This window comes from Flavobacterium collinsii (genome assembly GCF_946903285.1).
GTDB classification, from domain to species: domain Bacteria; phylum Bacteroidota; class Bacteroidia; order Flavobacteriales; family Flavobacteriaceae; genus Flavobacterium; species Flavobacterium collinsii.
In genome coordinates, this window is record NZ_OX336425.1 from 2,014,767 (window position 1) to 2,038,069 (window position 23,303).

The following is a 23,303-nucleotide window of genomic DNA, read 5'->3' on the forward strand; positions in this document are numbered from 1 at the left end:
ACATGAAACTTGAAACAAAATAAACCTGAAACAAAAGATTATGAAAGAGCTGGTGAACAAATTAAAAGGAGACAGGGTAATATGGTCATTCGTGGCTTTATTGGCATTGTTTTCGTTTATGCCTGTTTTTAGTGCGAGTAGTAATCTGGCGTATATAGGTCATGGGACCGGAAACACCTTAGGGTATTTGGTGAAACATCTGGCTCATGTTTGTATTGGTTTTCTGATTATTTATTGGGTACATCGTGTGCCGTATCATTATTTCAGAGCGATCTCAAAAATTGCGTTGCCTATTGTTTGGTTTTTATTGCTTTATACTTTATTAAAAGGTACTGTTATTGCAGGTGCAAATGCAAGTCGTTGGATTCAGGTTCCTTTTATCGGAATTACGTTTCAGACGTCGACATTGGCTGCCAGTATATTATTCATATTTGTGGCGCGATATCTGTCGAAAACCAGAGATGAGAGCGAGCCGTTTCAGGCTTCTTTAATACAGCTTTGGTTGCCGGTTTTTATTACGTTGGCACTTATTTTACCTGCGAATTTTTCGACTACGGCGTTGATTTTTGCCATGGTAATTATGCTGACATTTATTGGAAAGTATCCATTAAAATATATTGGTTTTATCATTGGTTCCGGAATTGCAATGTTTGCGTTCTTCCTTTTGGTGGCGAAAGCGTTTCCGGATTCGAGATTCTTTAGCAGGGTAAGTACCTGGGGAAGTCGTATAGAAAATTTTACCACTGATAAACCGGATGAAGATGATTATCAGATTGAAAAAGCAAAAATCGCAATAGCATCTGGAAAACTGGGAGGTTTAGGACCGGGAAAAAGTGTTCAGAAGAACTTTTTACCACAATCTTCTTCCGATTTTATCTATGCGATTATTGTAGAAGAATATGGTTTAGTGGGTGGGGTGTCGATTTTGGTTTTGTACTTATTGTTATTGTTCCGATTTGTGATAGCATCGCATAAAGCCAATACGCTGTTTGGAAAGCTCGTCGTCGTCGGACTCGGGTTCCCGATGATTTTTCAGGCAATGATTAATATGGCTGTTGCGGTAGAGCTGTTGCCGGTAACAGGACAAACACTTCCATTGATTAGTAGTGGAGGTAGTTCGATTTGGATGACTTGTTTTTCTCTTGGGATCATCATTAGTGTAACGAAGAAAGAAGAAGAAATCGCTGAAGAGCAGGAAGAAAAAGAAAGAAGGAGAGAAGCGCTTCAGAGGTTAATTGATAAAGAATTAGCAGAAGAAGATTTGCCTGCAGATGAAAAGATATATGAAGAAGAAGGATCGTATTCGATTGAAGACAATTCAAGAAATCCGATGAATGCAGTTTTAAATAAATAAGTATAGAGCTGAGAGAATAGAGAATAGAGGAAAGATAATGGAAGAAAGAGAATTGAGAAATAGGTTGAGAAGTATGGAGAGAACTCACAATTCATAACTCACAACTCGTAACTAAAAAAAATATGACAAAATATAAATTCATATTAAGTGGTGGTGGTACAGGTGGGCATATCTATCCTGCAATTGCTATTGCAAATGAATTAAAATTGCAATTTCCTGATGCTGAGTTTCTTTTTGTAGGTGCCAAAGATAAAATGGAAATGCAGAAAGTACCTCAGGCAGGTTACGAAATTAAAGGGCTTTGGATTGCAGGTTTGCAAAGAAAGCTGACATTACAAAATTTGATGTTTCCGTTAAAATTGGCAACAAGTTTGCTGGAGTCAAGACGAATTATAAAACAGTTTAAGCCAAATGTAGTGATTGGTACAGGAGGTTTTGCCAGCGGACCTTTACTGCAGGCAGCTGGATCGGCTGGAATTCCAACAGTTGTTCAGGAGCAGAATTCGTTTCCGGGAATTACAAATAAATTGCTAAGTAAAAAAGCAAATGCAATTTGTGTAGCCTACGAAAATCTGGAGCGTTTTTTTCCAAAAGAAAAAATCGTTCTGACCGGGAATCCGGTTCGCCAGGATTTGATTGACATCGAGAGCAAACGTGTGGAAGCAATTGCTTTTTATGGTTTAGATCCGAATAAAAAGACATTGTTGGTTTTAGGTGGAAGCTTAGGAGCGAGAAGAATCAATCAATTAATTGAAAAAGAATTGCAAAAAATTCTTTCACAAGATGTTCAGGTAATTTGGCAATGTGGGAAGTTGTATTTTGAAGAATATAAAAAGTACAATCAGCAAAATGTTAAGGTGATTGATTTCATTGAAAGAATGGATTTTGTATATGCAGCTGCAGATGTGATTATCTCACGTGCAGGAGCATCATCGGTTTCGGAATTGTGTATTGTAGGGAAACCGGTAATATTTATTCCGTCACCTAACGTAGCTGAAGACCATCAGACTAAAAATGCACAGGCTATTGTAGAGGCTAAAGGAGCTATTTTACTGAAGGAATCAGAATTAGATAATGAATTTAGTATTGTTTTTGAAGCTTTGCTTAAAGATGAAGGAAAGCAAAAACAATTAAGTGCAAATATTAAGAAATTGGCCATGCCAAAAGCAACACAGGCAATTGTTGCAGAGATTGTGAAGCTGATTTAGCTGTTGGCTGTAGGCAGTAAGCTTTAAGCTTTAAGCTTATCCTAAAGATTAAAGTGCAAAAGAGAATAAATAATAAAGACAAAAGTGGAAGGCTTATAGCCTAAAGCCTATTGCTTAAAGCAATAAAAAAGCAAAAAAAGAAATGAATTTAAATCAAATACAAAACGTTTATTTTATTGGTATTGGAGGCATCGGAATGAGTGCTCTGGCCCGCTATTTTAAAAATATAGGGAAACAGGTTTCCGGTTACGATAAGACACCATCTATGCTGACAAGCGAGTTGATTGAAAGCGGTATTGATATTCATTTTGAAGATAATATTGGTTTAATTCCAAAGGACTATTATACCGAGAATACACTGGTGATTATTACACCGGCTGTACCCAAAACACATTCTGAATGGAATTATTTTACAGAAAGAGATTATGTGGTTAAAAAACGCGCTGAAGTTTTAGGGATTATCACTAAAGACACGTTTTGTTTTGCTGTAGCAGGAACACATGGAAAAACTACAACCTCAAGTATTTTAGGACACATTTTGTATGAAAGCGGGGCAGATGTCACTGCTTTTGTGGGTGGAATTGTAGAGAATTATAATTCGAATCTGATCGGAGAAGGAAAAACAGTAACCGTAGTAGAGGCAGATGAATTTGACCGTTCGTTTTTGCACTTACATCCTAATATTGCCTGCATTACTTCAATGGATGCAGATCATTTGGATATTTACGGAACCAGTGATGCTATTGAAGCTTCGTTTGTCGAATTTGCTTCAAAAGTGGAAGATAAAAATAACTTGTTTATAACCAAAGAACTGCCGCTTGAAGGAGTTCAGTGTGCTATAAATGAAGAAGCAGTATATAAGGCTTTTAATGTTCGTATTGATAACGGAAGTTATGTTTTTGACGTGCAGACACCATCAGAAGTCATGACGGACCTGCGTTTTGGATTGCCTGGAAAGCACAATTTAATGAATGGACTGATGGCTATTGCAATGGCTACAACGTTCGGCACCCCGACCGACTCCATTGCAAAGGCCATTGCTTCATTCAATGGAATCAGAAGACGTTTTTCGTATCAGATTAAGTCTGAAAATTTAGTTTATATCGATGATTATGCACATCATCCAACAGAGATAAACGCTGTTCATCAGGCCGTTAGTGAATTGTATCCGGGACGAAAAGTTCTGGCGATTTTTCAGCCACATTTGTTTAGCAGAACAAGAGATTTTGCAGATGGATTTGCTGAAAGTTTGTCTCAGTTTGACGAAGTATTTTTAATGGATATTTATCCGGCACGTGAATTACCAATGGAAGGGATTAGATCGGAATGGCTGTTGGGTAAAATGACAAATTCGAATAAGAAAATTGTTGCAAAAAATGATTTATTAGCGGAGATCAAAGCCAGTGATGCGCCAATAATTGTGACAATAGGAGCTGGTGATCTTGGTGAAATGGTTCCATCAATCAAAAAAATGCTGAATGAAAATATTTAATTGGACAAATATTCGATTAGTACTCATTTTAGGGCTTGTTCTTTTTTTATATTCTTTCGCGCAACATCGAAATGGAGATAGAAAATTGAAGAAATCTATGGTTGTTTTTGTAGGAGAAAATACGCTTTTTGTGAAGCCTGAAACGGTTAATAAATTGTTGATAGAAAATAAAAGAGATGCTTCCAGTATTAGAAAAGATGAGTTAGATTTGAATAAGATAGAGAAAACCCTCGATGCGCAAGACATGATTGAGAAGTCAGATGTTTTTGTAAGTATCGATGGCGTTCTAAAAGCAGTAGTAAAACAGAAGACACCAATAGCGCGAGTTTATGATGGTGATCAGTCTTTTTATATTGACTATGAGGGTAATAAAATGCCTTTATCAGACAATTATACTGCGAGAGTTCCTCTTGTTTCGGGGGCAATTAATAAAAAAAATAACGAAGATTTAGCTGCTTTATTTCGCACAATTTATGACGATGCGTTTTTGAAAAAAAACATCATTGCAATACAAATTATGCCTAATGGCAGCTTAAAAATGTTTAATAGAAATTATAATTACTTCATCGATTTTGGGAGAACGATGAATGTTGATAAGAAATTTAATAACTATAAAGCCTTTTTTCAAAAAGCGGTTTTAGATAGTTCGTTATACAAATACAATAAAATTGACCTTAGGTTTACGGAACAAGTAGTTTGCACAAAATAATAGAAAATGGAAAAAGATAACATTGCAGTAGGTCTAGATATTGGAACAACCAAAATAGTTGCCATGATAGGCAAGAAGAATGAGTATGGTAAACTGGAGATTTTGGGTATTGGAAAATCCAAAAGTTTGGGAGTCGCGAGAGGAGTTGTAAACAACATCACACAAACGATTCAATCGATTCAGCAAGCAATACTTGAAGCAGAAAATAATTCAGGTTATAAAATTAAGGATGTGGTTGTGGGGATTGCCGGACAGCACATCAGAAGTATTCAGCATACAGATTACATCAGCCGTAATAATCCGGAAGAAGTAATTGGTGAAAAAGATATTCAGCTTTTGATTGACCAGGTTAATAAACTGGCCATGTTACCGGGAGAAGAAATTATACATGTTTTGCCACAAGAGTTTAAAATTGACGGGCAATCTGAAATTAAAGAGCCTATCGGAATGTACGGTGGTAGATTGGAATCCAGTTTTCACGTAGTGGTAGGACAGGCTTCTTCGATCAGAAATGTTGGAAGATGTATTCAGAGTTCGGGAATCGAATTATCCGGACTAACATTAGAACCTTTGGCTTCTGCCGATGCGGTTTTAAGTCAGGAGGAGAAAGAGGCCGGAGTAGCATTAATTGATATTGGTGGCGGAACAACAGATTTGGCCATTTTTAAAGATGGTATTATTCGTCATACCGCTGTAATTCCTTTTGGAGGAAATGTTATTACAGACGATATTAAAGAAGGCTGTTCAATTATTGAAAAACAAGCAGAGCTTTTAAAAATAAAATTCGGATCGGCCTGGCCGGGAGAAAATAAAGACAACGAAATTGTTTCTATCCCGGGATTAAGAGGAAGAGAGCCAAAAGAAATTTCGCTTAAAAATTTGTCTAAAATTATTCATGCCCGTGTGGTGGAGATTGTAGAACAGGTTTTTGCAGAGATTAAGGCTTACGGACATGAAGATCCCCGTAAAAAGTTAATTGCCGGAATCGTTCTTACAGGTGGAGGTGCTCAACTAAAACACATTAAACAATTAGTAGAGTATATTACTGGTATGGATACCAGAATTGGATATCCAAATGAGCACCTGGCAGGAAATTCCAGCGAAGAAATTTCCAGTCCGTTATTTGCAACTGCAGTTGGTTTAGTAATGAACAGTATCGAAAATAGTACGCAAAGTGCTGTTAGAATGGAGATTGTAAATGATCAGCCAAAAGTGGTTTACAGAAATGTACCGCCACAGCAACAACAGCCGGTACAACAGCGATACGAAGTAGAAGAAAACTACGTTGAAAGAGTAGAAACTATTGAAGAAACCAGAGAAGTTCGAAACAACAACTCAAAGGAAGAATCTACAGAAACAAAAATAAGAAGATCATTTTTCGACCGATATGTCGATAAAATCAAAGATTTTTTAGACAACGCAGAATAAAATAATAAGAGAAAAGGACTTACTTTTTGCCCCAGATCAAGAAGTAAAAAATGTATTAAATAAGAATTTCAAAAACCAAAAAGATGATGAGCAACTCAGAATTTGGAAGTATTTCATTTGATTTACCAAAAAACCAATCAAATGTTATCAAAGTAATAGGTGTAGGTGGAGGTGGTAGTAATGCTATCAACCATATGTTTAAACAAGGTATTAAAGGCGTAGATTTTATCGTTTGTAATACCGATTCACAGGCACTGCAGAACAGTTCGGTACCAAACAAAATTCAGTTAGGTATGAACTTAACAGAGGGTCTTGGAGCAGGAGCAAATCCTGATGTAGGACAACAGTCTGCTATAGAAAGTATTGCTGATATCGAGAAAATGTTAGACCGTGGTACTAAGATGGTATTTATTACCGCTGGTATGGGGGGTGGAACAGGTACCGGTGCAGCTCCGGTAATTGCACAATTGGCCAAAGAAAGAGAAATCTTAACTGTTGGTATTGTTACCATTCCGTTTCAGTTTGAAGGGAAGGTACGTCAGGAGCAGGCTCTTTTAGGAATCGAAAAATTGCGTAAGCAGGTCGATTCGTTAATTGTGATCAACAATAATAAATTAAGAGAAGTATATGGAAATCTTGGTTTTAAAGCCGGATTCTCTAAAGCGGATGAAGTTTTAGCAACTGCCTCGAGAGGTATTGCCGAGGTAATTACGCACCACTATACTCAAAATATCGATTTACGTGACGCTAAAACTGTTCTTTCGAATAGTGGAACAGCGATCATGGGATCTTCTGTTGCCGAGGGAGAAAACAGAGCCAAAGAAGCTATTATTTCAGCATTGGATTCTCCGTTGTTAAACGACAATAAAATTACAGGAGCCAAAAACGTATTGTTGCTTATCGTTTCTGGATCAAATGAGATTACTCTGGATGAAATCGGTGAAATAAACGATCACATTCAGGTAGAAGCAGGTTACAATGCCAATATTATCATGGGAGTTGGTGAAGACGAAACTCTTGGTGATGCTATCGCTGTAACTATTATTGCGACAGGTTTTGATGTTGAACAACAGAATGAAATCGTTAATACAGAGCCTAAGAAAATCATTCATACCTTAGAAGATGAGCAAAGAAGCGTTCATAATCTAACAAATAAATCAGTTACTTCTTTTGATTTAACAATCGATACACCAACGAGTAAATCAGAAGAAAAAATTGTTTTTGAATTAATGGATGATGAAGATACGGTTGCTCCCGTAACACCTACTCCGGTTGTGCCAGTTGCAGTTACTCCATTTGAAGTTGCTCCGGTTGCAGTTGCTCCAACTATCAATCAGGAAGAATTAGTGGTAATGTCTGAGTTTATCAAAAATCTTGACGTTACTTTTGAAATTGTTTCGCCTATAACGGATATTGATTTTACAATTACAGCTCCACAGGCAGAAGTTTTTCAGGATGTAAAACCTGTTCAGCAAGTACAACAAAGAACATTCGAAAGAGAAGAGCAAACGACATTCTCATTTGATTTGCCAATCTTCAGATCAGAGCCTGAAGTGAGAAAAGAACCAGTTGTCGAAGAAACTAAAATCTTATTCGAATTAACTAATGAAACCCGTAACATTAAAGTGAATGATCCGGTTTCATTTGTACCGGTAACGGAACTTTCTGATAAGGGAATCATCAAGTATTCTTTAGAAGAGTACATGGAGGTTGAAAACGATTTAATGACCTCAAAACCGGTTGAAAAAGTGGTAGAAGAAGTAATTCCTGAGGAATTGAATATCACCATGAAACCAAGACCTGATTTTGCTACAGATGCCGATTATTCAACAACGGCTAATGTTTCTCCGATGGAATTGACAATCGAAGAGACTTTACGTTTGAGAGCTGAAGAAAGAAGAAAAAAATTAAAAGAATTTAATTATAAATTCCATAATAATGTGTCGAGAATTGATGAACTGGAAAAAGAGCCTGCTTACAAAAGATTAGGTATCGATTTGTCTAATTCACAATCAAATAACACCAATTCAAGAATTTCGGTTGGAACAGATAGTAACAATGATTTACAATTGCGCTCCAACAATTCGTTTTTGCACGACAACGTAGATTAATTTTAGAATCATAATAATTAGGATAACCCGAAAATTGGATTTAATTTTCGGGTTATTTTTTTTATCTTCGCACAGAATTTAAAATTTGACTTCGTAAACAGGTTTTTAAAGTGAATCTTGATGATGCGTTAGGGCGAAGACAACATTATAGTTTAAATGTAATTTAGCAATCGATAAGCCTGGCTTATTTAAATAAAAGTAAAAAATGAGTTTACAGACACTAATCATGGACGAGATTAAAACCGCCATGAGAGCAAAAGATACAGTAGCATTAGAAGCATTAAGAGCGATTAAGTCTGAAATGTTATTGGCTGCAACGGCTTCAGGTTCTAAAGAAGAATTAACGGAAGACGATGAAATTAAATTGCTTCAAAGATTGGTGAAAACTCGTAAAGAAAGCGCCAGAATTTTTACCGAGCAAAACCGTCCTGATTTAGCAGAACCGGAATTGGCTCAGGTAGCAGTAATCGAGAAATTTTTACCAGCTCAGTTAAGTGAAGAAGAAGTAGAGGCAGTAATAGCAAAAATCATTGCTGAAACTGGAGCTTCGGGAATCGCTTCAATGGGTAAAGTAATGGGATTGGCTACTGCACAATTGGGTGGAACAGCTGAAGGGAAAACCATTTCGGCAATTGTAAAAAAATTATTGGTATAAAAACAATATAAATTCCAAGATTTAAACTCCAAATTCCAATCCTAAAACTGGAATTTGAGATTTGGAATTTGAAAGTTTAATATTTTTGATCGCGTAGTTCAACTGGATAGAATATCAGATTTCGGCTCTGAGGGTTGGGGGTTCGAACCCCTCCGCGATCACTAAAACAAATGCCTGAGAATGTATGTTCTCAGGCTTTTTTTATGGCTGGAACTTTGTCACAGATCTTAATTTAAGAGGTCTGATAACTTTAAAAAATAAAAAGGTTTTGTTTGACTTTCTTAACTTTGTGCATACATCCCAATACTATTAGTTAAGAAGCCATTATAGATCAAAACGAATGACAAAGGAAGAGTCTGTTAAAGAGTACTATTTTAGAATCAATAAAAGCATCGATTATATTAAAGAAAACCTTCAGGAGGTGCTTTCTTTAGAGAAATTGGCTGATCTTTCTAATTTCTCAAAATTTCATTTTCATCGAATTTTCAAGTCAGTAACAGGAACGACTATCAATGAGTTTATTAAAAACGCAAAGATAGAAAGAGCGCTATTTTTCTTAATGAACAATCCTTCAAAAACGATTAGCGAAATAGCCAATGACTGCGGTTTTTTGAGCATTTCGTCTTTTTCAAGAAGTTTCCGCGAAGTCAGACAGATGACGCCAACAGAATGGCGAAAACTATATCAAAATAGCAATATTGGTATAACAGATAGCAATATTGGAAAAATGCAGTCCGAAATCGAAAACTACCTTGCACTCAAATTAAATAATTTAAAAAATATTGAAATGAGTGAAACAATGAAACTTGATTTTGAAATTAAAAAACTAGAGGCATTTAATGTTATTTACATCCGAAACCTCAATATTCACAAGCATGATAGCAAAACATTTGAAGAGATGTTTAAGCAGCTTTTTAGCTGGGCTTCTCCTCGAAATTTAGTAAATTTTCCTGAAACCAAAGCGTTAACTGTTTACAGAAGCAATGCTAATTTAGAAGGAAAGCTTCAGGCTGATGTTTGTTTGTCTGTTCCCAAAAGAATAGTGGGCGAGGGGGTAATTGGCAGTACGGTAATAAGCGGGGGCCTATATGCTATTTTTCATAAAGAAGCGCCAATGTCTGAATGTTTTAAAACCTGGAATTATATTTATGAAGTATGGTTTGAAGAAAATGGCTATCAACCGGACAACAGGAATTTCTTTTTAAGTCATTTAAATGATCCGAAACTACATCCTGAGAACCTTCACATTATTGATATTTACATCCCCATAAAATTACTGTGATACCGGTAAAAATGAAATTAATTTAAATTAAATGGAATGAAATGAAATTGTCATTTAGGATCTCCTTTTCTTTGACGCGTAATGGTTTGCAGTTTAATTTTAGAATAAAGTATTTATAATCGTATTCTATATCGTCGGGATCATATTTAAAATTTATAAAAACAAAACGCCTTTAAATAAGGCGTTTTTTTATGCTTTTTCTCCGTGGAGTTATATTTTCTCGGGAGCGTTTTTTTGTTTGTTGTTCGTTTGCTTATAGGGTTTCTATGTTATTGGTATCAATGTACTGCTGCACTTTTAAAAACATATCATCGCAGCCCTTTATAATTTCGGCACGTTGGTCTCTTACGGTGCTCCAGTGTCTGCTTGTTTTTCTGAGGGACAAAGCCGTAAATTCGACCGAAAAGGCAGGGCATTTTTTGGAGAGTTCCTGAAAAACGACACCTTCGCCAGTTCCCGAATTATAGCCCTCCTGAGCCTTGCAGTTAGCTCCCTTTGAAAAATACGTTAAAAAACCATTTTCCGGATTGGCTTTATAGCTTTGATAAATCGTTTTGAGCATCGGGTCTCCAATACTGCTGATCGCATTGTAGCTGGTTTGAAACAATCCTGCTTCGGCTTCTTCTGCTTTAGGATTAATGATGTCTCCTTTTTTGTTTCTTTCCGCTCCAACGCAATGTCTTCCTGAACTTTCAAGCATCCCCATGCCCATCATTAACACAAAAACATGGCGAAGGGTATCTGCTTCATTTTGGTCATTATCCATGCCATTGTCCTTAAAAATGGAATTGTAAAGAGTTAAAGAGTCCTTTTTGGGATCTGTGCCTGGTTTTTTGGCCATTTCCTTTACGATGGGATCCCCTTTTTTTAGTTTGCAGTACACTCTTCCATACGTTAAAGCCATACCTTGATAGTAACCAATTGGAGCGATTCCCTGGCCCTCTTTCCAATAATAACGTACAACGTCCAGACCTTTAACTATATTGGCAATGTCGTCATAAACCGAATTACTTTGTGGGGCATCAACAGGAGCCAAATACTGGAGCGATACCCAGCCAGTTGTTTCACCGTGTTTTACTTTTGCCCATTCCTTATCTCCGGAAGTTTCAATATAGCTTACAACATCTCCTTTAAACAAATCTCCAATTTTATTGTCGGTTGTTTTTTCCGGACTTTTTCGTATTCGTACCCCATCGCCTGTAACTAAATAAGTCTTTGCATTTGTAGTAGTGGTCGGCGGGACAGCTGGCGTATTGGGAGCAGCAATTCTGTTTTTTAAAATAACAAACCAGGCTTTAGAAGTGTCTGTTAAAAAGCCATTATCGTCTATTTTAACGTTTTTTAAGCTTACAGAATTCTCTACATTACCGCCAATCACTTTTAAGGTATTTCCTTTTTTATCTACGACAAGATCGGAATGAGAGGGGTAACTGTTCGTCGTACTGTCGTAATTAATAGTTCCGACAGAATCTTCTCTGAGGTAACATATTAGATCTCCAATTTCCGGTACATAGTCAGAAAGTCTATACCCCCAAAAACCATAAGCGGTATCCTCTTTTTGTTTGGCGATTATGGCTTTTCGGATGTAAGCGGAATGTTGCGCATTATAAAGAAAACGACTTTCGGCTCCGGCCGTTTTCATGATATACGAAATGAATGCGGCCGACCATGGCTGGTCAACATCCTTGCCGTCAAGATTTGTATTTACACCCGTTTTCCAATAGGTACCAACTCTTTGGTAATAATTGTTTTCGGTTTCCCGATGTCCGATTTTTTCAAAAACAGGTATTGATTTACCGTTTTTGTCTTTCTCGTATCGGAGAATTTCCTGCATCCCGAAAAATTCCCATTCTTCTTTTGCAATACTGATAAGTTTTTCTCTAAAAGCCATATGGTTTGAATTTAGTAGTTACGTTGAAAAGAATTGTAGATAAGTAGTTGACGTGGGGATATTCTTTTATAAGGAGGGTGATATTTCTTGTAAAGGATTGAAATGTAGTATTTTATATAAAATTAATCAATTGTAGGACGCTTTACAACGAGTGTTTATACCTGATTTGAGTAAGATATAAAAGGAGAATACAAAGAACGAAGAAAAGTAATAGCGGATGCGGATTGGCTCTTAAAACAAAAACCTGTTTCGTTTGGAAACAGGTTTTTTAATTTTTTTTGATTTGTTAAAGAAGATTATTTTTCAGATCCCGCTTTTGGTTTTCTTACCAGAATGTAAATTGAGACTAAAAAAACAATGATGTAAACTATTGCTAATGCGGGTTTCTCGAATTTTAGCTTTTCAAAGTCGAATTGTTTATAAATCGTTACTCCTAAAATGATTGCGACAACCAAAAAAGTAAACGATATTGATCTTTTTTTTTCCATTTTTTAAGGTTTTATAGGTATGTTAATTGGTATTCTTAGAATAGCGACAACTCTTCCGGCGGGTATGATTCCCAACAGAATAGCATGTAGCTGCTTTTAAATCTTAGCAGGTTTTTTGTTGATTTTTCCTTTTATTCCGGCAGAAAATTACTTTCTGGAAAATAAATTCTCTACCACCCAGGCAGGGCCAATCATTAAAAACTGAAGATCTTTTAGAAAAGAAGGTTTTTTTCCTTCGATATTATGTCCGTAGAACTGTCCGATCCAGGCAATCGCAAATACGCCGATGGAAAATATCCATAAAGGGAAAACCTGTCCGATATAAAAATTTACAACCAGACAAATCGCCGAAAAAACAGCAATCTTTAAGGCCATGGCTACTGATAAACGGATGTAAAAAAGAAGTACAAAAACTAAAACAACAGCTGCCCAGTTTTCGATAACAGGAGCATTTAGTTTTAAAGTATCGGAAATGACATTGCTTGGAATACTCATTAATAAACCTACGATAGAAAAGTAAATAGCAGGTACGCAAACATAATGAATCGCCTTGTTTTTGGGGTTTTGATGACTTATTGCGTACTCATCAAACCATTGTTCTAATGTTCTCATTGTTTTGGATTTAGGATAGTAAATCTACTAAAATTTCCTTTAGTTTTATCTGTTTTAAACTTTCGTAGAAAGGAATGTAGTTAATCTTCAGAAAAATACGGATGTAGGAGGGAATGGTAATTTAGCTGAAGACAATTCAGGGAATCCTTAAAGTGTAATAGAGTTTGTAATGATAAAGCAGATATAAAAATGGTTAGTATAAAAATTAAAGTTGAGTCATTTTAAAATTTCCATACTTCTTAGACTATGAAAAATTTCCAATTTTTAGATTAAATACTCAAATAATAGAGTATATGTCTTATTTTGATAGTTTTATGGCTTTATTCGGTGTGCTATTCGTTTTTTACTTATTAAATTTGGCAAATTTAAAATAAATCTTGTTAAATAATCGAGTATGAGTGGAAAGAAAACTAAAAAAAAGAGAGTCATACAAGTTTATGTCACTTTACAACGCAAAGAAGATCAAACAGAGAAAGTAATAAACAAGTTCAATTTTCATGAATATTTAGAGGTAAGAAATGATACTTTGGAAGATATAATCATAAAAGCAAGAATAATTTTTAGCGTACTTATTCTTCTCGCTTTTTTCGTTTCATTTATAACATTATTGATCATGAGAGTTATTGATTAATGACACTGAGAAGTTTCTTTCTGATTGTAATCAAAAACATTGTCCCATAGTGCGTCGATCGTACTGAGTGATTGATCTAGCGAAAGTACACTCCATTTTCCATTGGATTCAATACCAAGCCCCATATCTTTTAGTTTTAACAAAGCATCCTGAACATCAAAATCCAGGTCTGTATTTAGTTTTGTTGTAAACCATGATTCAATTTGAGTATCGAGTTCATTGGCGGTAATTGGGAATTCGGCTTTGAACAAAAATGTATAAGCCAGAATGGTTTCCTTTAATACCTCCTCTTCAGAAGAATTCAACAGCGAATAAAAAGCACCGCTGTTATTTCCAAGGTTTTTAAAATAAAGACTATCTGAAAGTATTTTGGAATATTTAATTTTCTTATTGACAAAGTTGCTGTATTGACGGAACAGATAAAGTGACAAAATGCCCAATGCTATTAAACCTTGGTTTAAAGAAGCTTTGCTGTTAAGTAAATCTATAGTCTCACCCGATTGATATGCTGCATACATACCGATCAAAGCAGGGATTACGGTTGTGCTTAAAAGTGAAATTCCACCTCCGATTCCGGGAACCCAAAAAAATAATTTATCTGTGGTAGACATTCTCGGAATGGCATTTGGAAATATGGTTTCGAGATCATTTTTAGGAACACGTTTAAAGATTTTTAAAGCAACTGACCCGGGTTCAATGGGCATTTTTCCTAATTTCACTTTCTTTTCTTTAATGTAATCCTCTTCGCTGTAATGGAGATAAATTAAGACACGATCATAATATTCGATTTCAATTTCTTTTTTCCAGAAAAAATATTTCTTAATCTTTTCTTTTGCTTTATGATGTCCCCGTACGTATAATTCGTAATCTTTAAAGGCATTAAAATCAATTGAAAGTTTTAAACCAATTAAGTCTGAATCTTCAAAAGCTTTGTCTAGTGTTTCCTGATCTATTCGGCGATAATTTCCCTGTTCTAAAACCGTAAGCAATGTTTTTTTGAAAATGGTGAAATCGCTTTTTCCTCTAAAACTTTTACGTTCTTTTGGACTCAAATCCGGATCAAACTGAGCATAGTTTTGTTTTAGATTTCGGTTAAGATTAAAAGCTTCGTAATGAAAATAATGCTCGATAATATCGAACAGTTTTTTGAAATCATCAACTTTTTTCGAATCGTCAGCAAAGGCGCTAAGCTGTTGTTCCAGTAAGAATTCTTTGTTAAAAGGAATATAATGTTCTCGTGTCATAGAGATTTAGGGCTTTGTTTTTTAAGGCTCAAAGATACATAGGTTCAAAGTGATTTTGTTTTGATCATCATAGAGTTTTTTGGAGTTTGTTGTTGTTTTATATTCAACGAGGAAGAAATCTTTGCTGTTACCTAATATAAACTGAAGCAGGCGTAACAATTGAAGAAACATAATCAAAAAAAGTGAGATTTTTAATCGTTGGCATCGATTAGAAATCTCACTTAATTGTTCCAAAAAAAATGACATCAATTCATAATTTTCCCTTAGGAAAACTATAGTTTTAAATAAAAATTATTTACGGCAATTTTACCACTTAATAAAGATCTGACACCCCGTATTTATACCTGTTTTTAGGTTTTTTTTGCCACAATAATGCAAGTGTGAAAAGGTTGGTTTTCGTTTTGATAATGAGGTTTTTATTTTTTTTTAGGATCCTCGACTTTGTAGTGCAGCTGAAGTAGAATTTTGTTTGATACTATTTTTGCTCAGTTTTTTTTAATTCTATTATTTTACTGATGTATTGTATCAGGTTTTCTTTCTCTACCGAAAAGGGGGCTTTTTCGTTTTCTGTACTCAGATACAAATCGGCGATACTTTGGGCATCCATATTTTTGTTTAGGTAATGGTATTCGGTATACTTTATAATACTTTCTACAAAAAGTTCCTGTAGCTTACCTTTTTCTATAGTTTCTTCGTCTCCATTTTTTATTTTTTCTATTTCAGATTCTGGTAAATCAATGGTGAGGTAAGTAGTATTTACAGCCACATTAGAGAGCATTTCTTCTGTCGCTTTTCCTGAGGCATTGCAATAAGCACAGGGGCCTGGTGCCCATTTTAATTGATTGTTTAAACGTTTTATATCTTCCCAATCTACAAAACCTTTTCCGAGACATCTTGGGCATCTGGAATTTGATTTTTTAAACAGAAAATTAAAAAGAGTCATTTTTTAAAATTTGGTTAAGGTTTTACAGTCTCACGAAGATAATTTATTTATGTAAGAAAAATATCTTTAAAGCAGATTGTTTTTTGAGATTGTAAACATTTTAATAATAGAAAAAATATCAGATTTTTACTCTACAATAGGCCCCGTTTTTAAGTGCAGAAATTTGAGCAGAGAACCTGTAAGTCAGATATTTTATATTGTTGTTTGTTCTTTAAAAAAATGTGGGATAATAGAATATTTTTATCAAGAGCAGAATCGAATTCAGAAAGTTTTGTTTAAATTTATGCACCTCAAATTTAAAGAGAATCTACAAGTTAAAGTAACCGGAGTTAAGAGCCGGGATTGCCTATAGAGCATTGCGTCTAAGAATTTTTTTTTAAAGCCAGTATTAAAATATTTTTAATGTTCGTGTAACAGAAATTGGGAACGAACATCTAAGTATAGGGTATCCTCATTAAGAAGCCCCTGGGTTATTTTAGATTCGGAATTTCTCATAATCCATTTTAGTAAGGATTTATAATTCAGCGTAGTTCTGTAATTCGTTGATTATTTCATGTATCATTAAAGTAGAAAAATATGGTTGTTGAAGTTTTTAAAACAAATGTGCAAAAAGAGGCAGATAAAAACTATGTCATTGCCGTTATTCAAACCCAGTTTCCCGATTATAAAATCAACTTTGATTTAGAAGATTGCGATAAAATATTGCGTATAGAAGGTATTGATCTGCAGCCTGACAATATTATCGATTATGTAAATTGTCTTGGATATACTTGTGTAAAATTAGAATAATTAAACTATGATAAATTTTATTGTTTTTTGCTTTTTACTGTTAGTGAAACAGTTTTAAGATTCGGTTTTAGAATAGGAAAGCTTTCTTTAATATATGTGCACATTATTTTTTAAATTTGTGTTCTTATGAAAAAAAAGTCTTCTCTTTTTGATTTCACTCAAAAAGTCAATTACAAAAACGAAATTTTAGCGGGATTAACAGTTGCTATGACCATGATTCCTGAATCATTATCGTTTGCAATTCTAGCCGGTTTTCCACCTTTGGTGGGATTGTATGCTGCTTTTATTGCGGGTTTGGTTACCTCTGTTTTTGGAGGAAGACCTGGAATGATTTCGGGTGGGGCAGGAGCGACCGTTATTGTTTTAATCGCTTTAATGAAATCGCACGGTATAGAATATGTTTTTGCAGCCGTCGCGCTTGGAGGTATCGTTCAGATCTGTGTTGGTCTTTTTAAGCTCGGAAAATTTATCAGACTGGTACCGCAGCCAGTCATGTATGGTTTTGTAAACGGACTCGCGGTAGTAATTTTTATGTCACAGCTGGAACAATTTAAAACCGTTGTGAATGGACGAACTATTTGGCTACAGGGATCTCCACTTTATATTATGCTGTGCTTAGTTCTACTTACGATTGGAGTGGTAGTGCTTTTTTCGAAGATAACAAAAACAGTTCCTGCTTCTTTGGTGGCTATTATGGTCGTATTTGCAATCGTACTAATCTTTAATATTGAGACCAAAACGGTTCAGGATATTGCTTCTGTACAGGGAGGATTTCCTCCTTTTCATATTCCGAATATTCCACTTTCTTTTGAAACTTTAAAAATTATATTTCCGTATTCGGTAATTGTTGCAGCAGTTGGTTTAACAGAAGGTTTATTGACTTTGAACCTTGTTGATGAGATAACAGGCACAAAAGGCAATAGTAATAGAGAGTGTATTGCTCAGGGAAGTTCAAATATAGTGAATGGCTTCTTTTTTGGGATGGGCGGATGTCCAATGATTGCACAGACGATGATCAATCTTTCTGCCGGTTCGAGAGCGCGACTTTCGGGAATAATCGCTTCTTTGACTATTTTATTAATCATTCTTTTTGGAGCGCCTGTAATTGGGAAATTACCAATGGCTGCTTTAGTGGGGGTTATGATGATGGTGGCAATTAAAACTTTTGAATGGACAAGTTTTAAAATTATAAATAAAATGCCCAAACACGATATTTTTGTTGGAATTCTGGTGGCGGTAATTACAATTTTATTGCACAATTTGGCTTTGGCAGTTTTGATTGGGGTGATTATTTCGGCTCTGGTTTTTGCATGGGAAAGTGCCAAAAGAATTCGTGCCAGACATTATATTGATGAGACAGGAATAAAACATTACGAAATTTACGGACCCTTATTTTTTGGTTCGATTGCTGCTTTTGTAGAGAAATTTGATGTTGCAAATGATCCTGACCATGTGATTATTGATTTTAAAGAAAGCCGAATTGCAGATATGTCAGCTATTGAAGCATTAAATAGTTTGACGAAAAAGTACAGTCAGTTAAATAAAGTGATCGAATTGAAACATTTAAGTGAAGATTGTGTTGTTTTGCTTAAGAATGCCAAAGCTGTTATTGATGTAAATGTAATTGAAGATCCAACGTACAAAGTAGTCTCTTAATTAGATAATGTGGCAATTAGAAAAATTATGCGTAACGTATAGCAATTATCTAATTGCCGCATTCCTAAATTATTTAAGCATACTGCTGACTTCACTAAACTTTCCGTCGACTTCATCAATTTGCAAACCTAGAATGTGAGCAATTAAAGGATATACCGAAACATTCTGAAATGATCCTACTGTTTTATTTACTTTAAAAGCAGGGCCTTTTGCGTAAAAAATGGCCTGCATGTCTTTCTCTTTGTTGTCATAACCATGCGTACCTCCGTTTACATCCTGAGAGGATTCTTTTACCAAACTGTAACCTTTTTTGGCTTCAATTACAAAATCATGGACTCTTGGATTAGTTCCGTAGTGCAGTCTTTTTGGAACCTCATTGGATTTCCAGAATTTAATATGAGGTACTTTCTTTAATGAATTTGCAATGGAATCCTGAAAGCCCGGTTTTGCTTGTAAACTCATAATTGGATTAATCACGGCTTTGTAGCCCAGCCATTCGGGCTTCAGATAATCCAGAACCGCTACTTTTTTATCATTACTAATATTGGCCATTCCGTGATCTGAAACAATAATGAGATTGATTTGTTTTCCAATTGATAACTGATCCAGTTTAGAAGATAATCGCCCCATAAGCGTATCCATTTTTCTGATTGCTTTTTCATTTTCAAGAGAAAGCGGGCCAAACTTATGTCCGGTATGATCAGGTTCATCAAAATACAGGCTGATAAAATGCGGACGTTCTTTTTCAGGAAGCTGAAGCCATTTGATTACAGTATCGATTCGGGTTTCGTAAGGAATTTTGTCATCGTATTTTTTATAAATACCAGGTCTTTTCTGATCGGTATCTGAACCTGGCCAGAAAAAAGAAGCAGTCTTTATGCCCTGTTTTTCGGCAACATTCCAAATGGGATTTCCGCCATAAAATCGGGAATCATTTTTGGCATTTGTCGACAATGAGAAAGATTCGTTTAGAGCTGCATCATAAAAAACATTATTAATAATTCCGTGATGATCGGGATAAAGTCCGGTTACTATCGCATAATGATTAGGGAAGGTTTTACTTGGGTAAGAAGGTCGCATTGATTTGGCATGAACGCCCTGTTTTGCTATTTTATCGAGATTTTGAAGTTTAAAATGTTTGGCATAATCCCAACGAAATCCATCCATAGAAACTAAAACCACATAAGTATCTTTATTGGATTGAGCATTTAAAATAAAAGAAAGCAAGAAGAAAAGTACGGATAGGAGAGTGGTAAAATGCTTTTTCATTGTTGTAATTATAGAGTTACAAAGTTATTAATAACCATTTTCATCCGCAAAAACAGAATGTTAAACAATCATAAAGTAAAAATTGTTTGCCACGAATTACACGAATTTTTACGGATGTTTTATCTGAAAGAGGTTGCCACAGATTAAAAGGATTAAATAGATTAATCTGTGAAAACCTTTTAGTTTGCGACAAAGAAAATATTCGTAAAGATTAGAAAAAATAATTAATGAAAATTCATGTAATTCGTGGCGAAAAAAAAATTGGGCAAAAAAACACCAGATTAATATCCGGCGTTTTAAGTTTTAAAGAAAGAACGATTACATCATTCCTGACATACCGCCTCTGGCATCTTTTTTTAATAATCAATTAATGCACACTCAGTGGTTAAGGTCATTCCATAAACTGGGATGTGGGTTTTGGGTTCGTACTAGAAACTATCAATCTGCAATTCAATTCTCTTTTGTTTTTTCTATTTGCTGGAAACACTTTTTTTATTGCTTGTTTTATAAAGTATTTCCTGTTTCACGGGAATAACTTCCGGGAACAAAACCTGGCTCGGCCCAAACTTCTTTAGTATATCTCAGGGTATCATGTTCATAATACAACTGGAGACCCTGTACCTGGGCCATCATATAGGCTACGTAACGTTGCACTTGTTGATGATAACTTCCAAAGTCGGGAAGGGCTTCATAAAGCTTATGAAATTCTTGTATATCATTATCGCTGATTTTGAGTGCTTCCGCATAAGCATTTTCTAAAGAGGTCTTATATTCATTCTGTAAAACCAGTACAAGATTGATCTTCTCCGTATCCCGTTCAATTTCTTTAGGGAGTGTGTAAAAGTCATTTTGCCATGCCATAATGCGGGTATTTAAGCGGGTAAGGTGTCTGATGACAGGGTGGTTCTGTGCATAAATTGGTAATTCATATTGGTGCATCACATCCTGACAAATCATGTATGGATGGGCAGCCACGGCAAATTCCCGTATATGATAAAACTCTGCCAATGGCGGGCATTTGCATTCTGCCTTATAATGTGCTTCGCTTCCCATGCCATAAGTAAAGTACTCATTGAACAAATGAATGCACCGCTGTTTCCAACGTGGGGACATTAGTGGGCTTAGTTCTTTTACGGAAAGGGCTACTTGTTTCAGTATTCCATTGTCACCCGGCAGCAATGGACCTCCTTGCCACAATGCTTCAAAACGTTGGCGATGGGACTCAATGTCTTGACGGGTAGCCAATTCATAAAAATCATCCTGCAGCAACATCCATATGGTTATTCTGTTACACATACCCATATGCTCATAAGTTGCTGAAGCGTCCGGTAACATACGGGCTGTAATCAGGGCGGGTTTCATTAAAATATATTTTTTTCGATTTTCTTCTGTCAGCATCTCATAGGTTTCCATAATGCCGTTGGTGTCGGCTACCAGCTGATCTGCGTATGGACTAAGTAATTGATTGTTGTCGAATTCCCAACCTTTCAGAAAAGGATATTCGGGACGGGGCAAATTGTTGTACATAAGTCTTTAGATTAAATAGATTAAATTTGATTTATTATTGTTTTCTAAACCATATGGTATGTCTATGATTTCTAATATCTCGTGACTGTCGGCCTGTTCTGGAAGCGTAACAACAAAGTAAGGTTTTGTTATTCAGGCTAGTAAGAATCAATCCCACTCTCAAATCTCATACGCAAAAGAGGTCGTCTCAAAACTCAAAGATATAAAAAAGCAGTATTAATCTTTCAATAAATGACTTTGTTCCTTTTTTTGATATCAAAAAAAGGACTGTTTTTAATGGTGTTATGTTAATTAAAAAGAAAAAGAGGAAATCTCATAGTATTGAGACTTCCTCTTTTTAAGTTTTAAAGAAAAGAACGATTACATCATTCCTGGCATACCGCCACCCATTGGCATTCCGCCAGCGTTTTCTTCTTTAATATCGATTAATGCACACTCGGTAGTTAAGATCATTCCAGAAACTGAAGCAGCATTTTCTAATGCAACACGAGTTACTTTTTTAGGATCGATAATACCTGCTTTAAGCATGTCTACATATTCATCAGTTTTTGCGTTGTAACCAAAGTCACCAGAACCTTCACCTACTTTTGCTACTACTACAGAACCTTCAAGACCTGCATTTTCAACAATAGTTCTTAATGGAGATTCAACAGCGCGAGCTACAATTTGAATTCCGGTTGCCTCGTCAGCATTATCCGCTTTAAGGTCAGCCAAAGCAGCTTTTGCTCTTAATAAAGCTACACCACCACCAGCAACAATTCCTTCTTCAACAGCAGCACGTGTTGCGTGTAACGCATCATCAACTCTGTCTTTTTTCTCTTTCATTTCAACTTCAGAAGCAGCACCAACATAAAGAACAGCAACACCACCAGCTAATTTAGCCAAACGCTCTTGCAATTTTTCTTTATCATAATCAGATGTAGTAGCCTCCATTTGACCTTTAATTTGGTTTACTCTGTTTTTGATGATATCAGCTTCACCAGCACCACTCACAATGGTTGTGTTGTCTTTATCGATAGAAACTCTTTTTGCAGTTCCTAACATTTCGATCGTTGTATTTTCTAGTGTATAACCTCTTTCTTCAGAAATTACAGTTCCACCAGTTAAGATTGCGATGTCTTCTAACATTGCTTTTCTTCTGTCACCAAAACCTGGAGCCTTTACAGCAGCGATTTTAAGAGCACCTCTTAATTTGTTTACTACTAATGTAGACAGAGCTTCTCCGTCAACATCTTCAGCAATAATTAATAATGGTTTTCCTGATTGAGCAACTGGTTCTAAAACAGGTAGTAATTCTTTTAAAGAAGATACTTTTTTGTCGTATAATAAGATGTATGGAGAGTCTAATTCAACTTCCATTTTTTCTGGATTTGTTACGAAGTAAGGAGAAAGATATCCTCTGTCAAACTGCATACCTTCCACAACATCTACAAATGTATCAGTTCCTTTAGCTTCTTCAACAGTAATAACTCCTTCTTTACCCACTTTTGCAAATGCAGTAGCGATTAGTTCCCCAATCACTTCGTCATTGTTTGCAGAGATAGAAGCAATTTGTTTGATTTTATCAGAATCACTTCCTACTACTTTTGCTTGTTTTGCAAGATCAGCAACGATTGCTTCAACCGCTTTATCGATACCACGTTTCAAATCCATTGGATTTGCTCCTGCTGCAACGTTTTTAAGGCCTTCTTTTACGATTGCCTGAGCTAAAACTGTAGCAGTTGTAGTCCCGTCACCCGCTAAATCATTGGTTTTAGAAGCTACTTCTTTAACCATTTGTGCGCCCATGTTTTCTAATGGGTCTTTTAATTCGATTTCTTTTGCAACCGAAACACCATCTTTAGTAACGGTTGGTCCACCAAATGATTTTCCGATAATTACGTTACGACCTTTTGGTCCAAGAGTTACTTTTACAGCATTTGCTAATGCATCAACACCACGTTTTAATCCGTCACGTGCTTCAATATCAAATTTTATATCTTTTGCCATTTTTTATTATTGCTTTAGGCAGTAG

The 23,303-nt window shown here is 35.6% G+C and carries 19 protein-coding genes and 1 tRNA gene; 12 read left to right on the plus strand and 8 right to left on the minus strand.

All coding sequences use genetic code 11. The features are described 5' to 3' along the window. The first annotated feature begins 40 nt into the window (after positions 1-40). From OGZ34_RS08845 to OGZ34_RS08885, 9 genes are all read left to right on the plus strand, one after another. Positions 41-1,354: an FtsW/RodA/SpoVE family cell cycle protein gene (locus OGZ34_RS08845; protein ID WP_263362787.1), complete on the plus strand. Its 1,314-nt coding sequence runs from the start codon at positions 41-43 to the stop codon at positions 1,352-1,354. Between the two features lie 122 nt (positions 1,355-1,476). Next, on the plus strand, positions 1,477-2,562 hold the full coding sequence (gene murG / locus OGZ34_RS08850) for an undecaprenyldiphospho-muramoylpentapeptide beta-N-acetylglucosaminyltransferase (RefSeq protein ID WP_263362788.1): 1,086 nt from the start codon (positions 1,477-1,479) through the stop codon (positions 2,560-2,562). 142 nt (positions 2,563-2,704) lie between these two features. After that, positions 2,705-4,054 carry a UDP-N-acetylmuramate--L-alanine ligase gene (murC, locus tag OGZ34_RS08855; RefSeq protein WP_263362789.1) on the plus strand — a complete coding sequence of 450 codons (1,350 nt, stop codon included), beginning with the start codon at positions 2,705-2,707 and terminating at the stop codon, positions 4,052-4,054. After that, entirely contained in the window at positions 4,041-4,763 is a 723-nt protein-coding gene (locus tag OGZ34_RS08860) for a cell division protein FtsQ/DivIB (RefSeq protein ID WP_173965558.1), read from the plus strand. The genes murC and OGZ34_RS08860 overlap by 14 nt, the downstream gene beginning before the upstream one ends. 6 nt (positions 4,764-4,769) lie before the next feature. Beyond that, positions 4,770-6,191 carry a cell division protein FtsA gene (gene ftsA / locus OGZ34_RS08865; RefSeq protein ID WP_173965559.1) on the plus strand — a complete coding sequence of 474 codons (1,422 nt, stop codon included), beginning with the start codon at positions 4,770-4,772 and terminating at the stop codon, positions 6,189-6,191. An 83-nt stretch (positions 6,192-6,274) separates the two neighbouring features. Next, positions 6,275-8,302 (plus strand): cell division protein FtsZ, encoded by a 2,028-nt coding sequence (gene ftsZ, locus OGZ34_RS08870; protein WP_173965560.1) that lies wholly within the window; start codon positions 6,275-6,277, stop codon positions 8,300-8,302. Positions 8,303-8,507: 205 nt separating this feature from the next. After that, positions 8,508-8,957: a GatB/YqeY domain-containing protein gene (locus tag OGZ34_RS08875; RefSeq protein ID WP_263362790.1), complete on the plus strand. Its 450-nt coding sequence runs from the start codon at positions 8,508-8,510 to the stop codon at positions 8,955-8,957. A gap of 87 nt (positions 8,958-9,044) precedes the next feature. Further along, positions 9,045-9,118 (plus strand) — tRNA-Arg (locus OGZ34_RS08880). Positions 9,119-9,297: 179 nt separating this feature from the next. Then, entirely contained in the window at positions 9,298-10,239 is a 942-nt protein-coding gene (locus OGZ34_RS08885; RefSeq protein WP_263362791.1) for an AraC family transcriptional regulator, read from the plus strand. A 253-nt stretch (positions 10,240-10,492) separates the two neighbouring features. On the opposite strand, the gene OGZ34_RS08890 is transcribed toward OGZ34_RS08885, so the two are convergent. The 3 genes from OGZ34_RS08890 to OGZ34_RS08900 form a co-directional block, all read right to left on the minus strand. Then, positions 10,493-12,130 (minus strand): DUF2272 domain-containing protein, encoded by a 1,638-nt coding sequence (locus OGZ34_RS08890; protein ID WP_263362792.1) that lies wholly within the window; start codon positions 12,128-12,130, stop codon positions 10,493-10,495. Between the two features lie 296 nt (positions 12,131-12,426). Beyond that, positions 12,427-12,618: a hypothetical protein gene (locus OGZ34_RS08895; RefSeq protein ID WP_263362793.1), complete on the minus strand. Its 192-nt coding sequence runs from the start codon at positions 12,616-12,618 to the stop codon at positions 12,427-12,429. A 147-nt stretch (positions 12,619-12,765) separates the two neighbouring features. Further along, on the minus strand, positions 12,766-13,230 hold the full coding sequence (locus OGZ34_RS08900; RefSeq protein ID WP_263362794.1) for an Mpo1 family 2-hydroxy fatty acid dioxygenase: 465 nt from the start codon (positions 13,228-13,230) through the stop codon (positions 12,766-12,768). A 394-nt stretch (positions 13,231-13,624) separates the two neighbouring features. Between OGZ34_RS08900 and OGZ34_RS08905 the strand changes: the two genes are divergently transcribed. After that, positions 13,625-13,861: a hypothetical protein gene (locus OGZ34_RS08905; RefSeq protein ID WP_263362795.1), complete on the plus strand. Its 237-nt coding sequence runs from the start codon at positions 13,625-13,627 to the stop codon at positions 13,859-13,861. Here OGZ34_RS08905 and OGZ34_RS08910 read toward each other — a convergent pair. Together OGZ34_RS08910 and OGZ34_RS08915 are read right to left on the minus strand one after the other, a co-directional pair. Then, complete coding sequence (locus tag OGZ34_RS08910) at positions 13,858-15,105, minus strand: TMEM143 family protein (RefSeq protein WP_263362796.1); 1,248 nt, start codon at positions 15,103-15,105, stop codon at positions 13,858-13,860. The two genes, OGZ34_RS08905 and OGZ34_RS08910, sit on opposite strands and share 4 nt — an antisense overlap. A 475-nt stretch (positions 15,106-15,580) precedes the next feature. Beyond that, the gene (locus OGZ34_RS08915) at positions 15,581-16,048 is read right to left on the minus strand and encodes a hypothetical protein (RefSeq protein WP_263362797.1); all 468 of its coding nucleotides are present in this window, start codon (positions 16,046-16,048) and stop codon (positions 15,581-15,583) included. Positions 16,049-16,624: 576 nt separating this feature from the next. On the opposite strand from OGZ34_RS08915, the gene OGZ34_RS08920 reads away from it, so the two are divergent. Both OGZ34_RS08920 and OGZ34_RS08925 read left to right on the plus strand, forming a co-directional pair. After that, the gene (locus tag OGZ34_RS08920; protein WP_173967684.1) at positions 16,625-16,837 is read left to right on the plus strand and encodes a hypothetical protein; all 213 of its coding nucleotides are present in this window, start codon (positions 16,625-16,627) and stop codon (positions 16,835-16,837) included. A 126-nt stretch (positions 16,838-16,963) separates the two neighbouring features. Then, on the plus strand, positions 16,964-18,493 hold the full coding sequence (locus OGZ34_RS08925; RefSeq protein ID WP_263362798.1) for a SulP family inorganic anion transporter: 1,530 nt from the start codon (positions 16,964-16,966) through the stop codon (positions 18,491-18,493). A gap of 69 nt (positions 18,494-18,562) precedes the next feature. Here the strand turns inward: OGZ34_RS08925 and OGZ34_RS08930 are convergent, their stop codons facing one another. The 3 genes from OGZ34_RS08930 to groL form a co-directional block, all read right to left on the minus strand. Next, entirely contained in the window at positions 18,563-19,762 is a 1,200-nt protein-coding gene (locus tag OGZ34_RS08930; protein WP_263362799.1) for an alkaline phosphatase family protein, read from the minus strand. Positions 19,763-20,266: 504 nt separating this feature from the next. Then, the gene (locus OGZ34_RS08935; protein WP_263362800.1) at positions 20,267-21,289 is read right to left on the minus strand and encodes a terpene synthase family protein; all 1,023 of its coding nucleotides are present in this window, start codon (positions 21,287-21,289) and stop codon (positions 20,267-20,269) included. A gap of 360 nt (positions 21,290-21,649) precedes the next feature. After that, positions 21,650-23,278 (minus strand): chaperonin GroEL, encoded by a 1,629-nt coding sequence (gene groL / locus OGZ34_RS08940; protein WP_173967687.1) that lies wholly within the window; start codon positions 23,276-23,278, stop codon positions 21,650-21,652. Between the last annotated feature and the right edge of the window lie 25 nt (positions 23,279-23,303).

Coding starts and splice junctions, on each gene's coding strand:
- OGZ34_RS08895 (WP_263362793.1), bottom strand. CDS start 12,618: ATGGAAAAAAAAAGATCAATATCGTTTACTTTTTTGGTTGTCGCAATC.
- OGZ34_RS08935 (WP_263362800.1), bottom strand. CDS start 21,289: ATGTACAACAATTTGCCCCGTCCCGAATATCCTTTTCTGAAAGGTTGG.
- OGZ34_RS08900 (WP_263362794.1), bottom strand. CDS start 13,230: ATGAGAACATTAGAACAATGGTTTGATGAGTACGCAATAAGTCATCAA.
- OGZ34_RS08920 (WP_173967684.1), top strand. CDS start 16,625: ATGGTTGTTGAAGTTTTTAAAACAAATGTGCAAAAAGAGGCAGATAAA.
- murG (WP_263362788.1), top strand. CDS start 1,477: ATGACAAAATATAAATTCATATTAAGTGGTGGTGGTACAGGTGGGCAT.
- OGZ34_RS08875 (WP_263362790.1), top strand. CDS start 8,508: ATGAGTTTACAGACACTAATCATGGACGAGATTAAAACCGCCATGAGA.
- OGZ34_RS08930 (WP_263362799.1), bottom strand. CDS start 19,762: ATGAAAAAGCATTTTACCACTCTCCTATCCGTACTTTTCTTCTTGCTT.
- OGZ34_RS08915 (WP_263362797.1), bottom strand. CDS start 16,048: ATGACTCTTTTTAATTTTCTGTTTAAAAAATCAAATTCCAGATGCCCA.
- groL (WP_173967687.1), bottom strand. CDS start 23,278: ATGGCAAAAGATATAAAATTTGATATTGAAGCACGTGACGGATTAAAA.
- OGZ34_RS08910 (WP_263362796.1), bottom strand. CDS start 15,105: ATGACACGAGAACATTATATTCCTTTTAACAAAGAATTCTTACTGGAA.
- ftsZ (WP_173965560.1), top strand. CDS start 6,275: ATGATGAGCAACTCAGAATTTGGAAGTATTTCATTTGATTTACCAAAA.
- ftsA (WP_173965559.1), top strand. CDS start 4,770: ATGGAAAAAGATAACATTGCAGTAGGTCTAGATATTGGAACAACCAAA.
- OGZ34_RS08845 (WP_263362787.1), top strand. CDS start 41: ATGAAAGAGCTGGTGAACAAATTAAAAGGAGACAGGGTAATATGGTCA.
- OGZ34_RS08905 (WP_263362795.1), top strand. CDS start 13,625: ATGAGTGGAAAGAAAACTAAAAAAAAGAGAGTCATACAAGTTTATGTC.
- OGZ34_RS08885 (WP_263362791.1), top strand. CDS start 9,298: ATGACAAAGGAAGAGTCTGTTAAAGAGTACTATTTTAGAATCAATAAA.
- murC (WP_263362789.1), top strand. CDS start 2,705: ATGAATTTAAATCAAATACAAAACGTTTATTTTATTGGTATTGGAGGC.
- OGZ34_RS08890 (WP_263362792.1), bottom strand. CDS start 12,130: ATGGCTTTTAGAGAAAAACTTATCAGTATTGCAAAAGAAGAATGGGAA.
- OGZ34_RS08925 (WP_263362798.1), top strand. CDS start 16,964: ATGAAAAAAAAGTCTTCTCTTTTTGATTTCACTCAAAAAGTCAATTAC.
- OGZ34_RS08860 (WP_173965558.1), top strand. CDS start 4,041: ATGAAAATATTTAATTGGACAAATATTCGATTAGTACTCATTTTAGGG.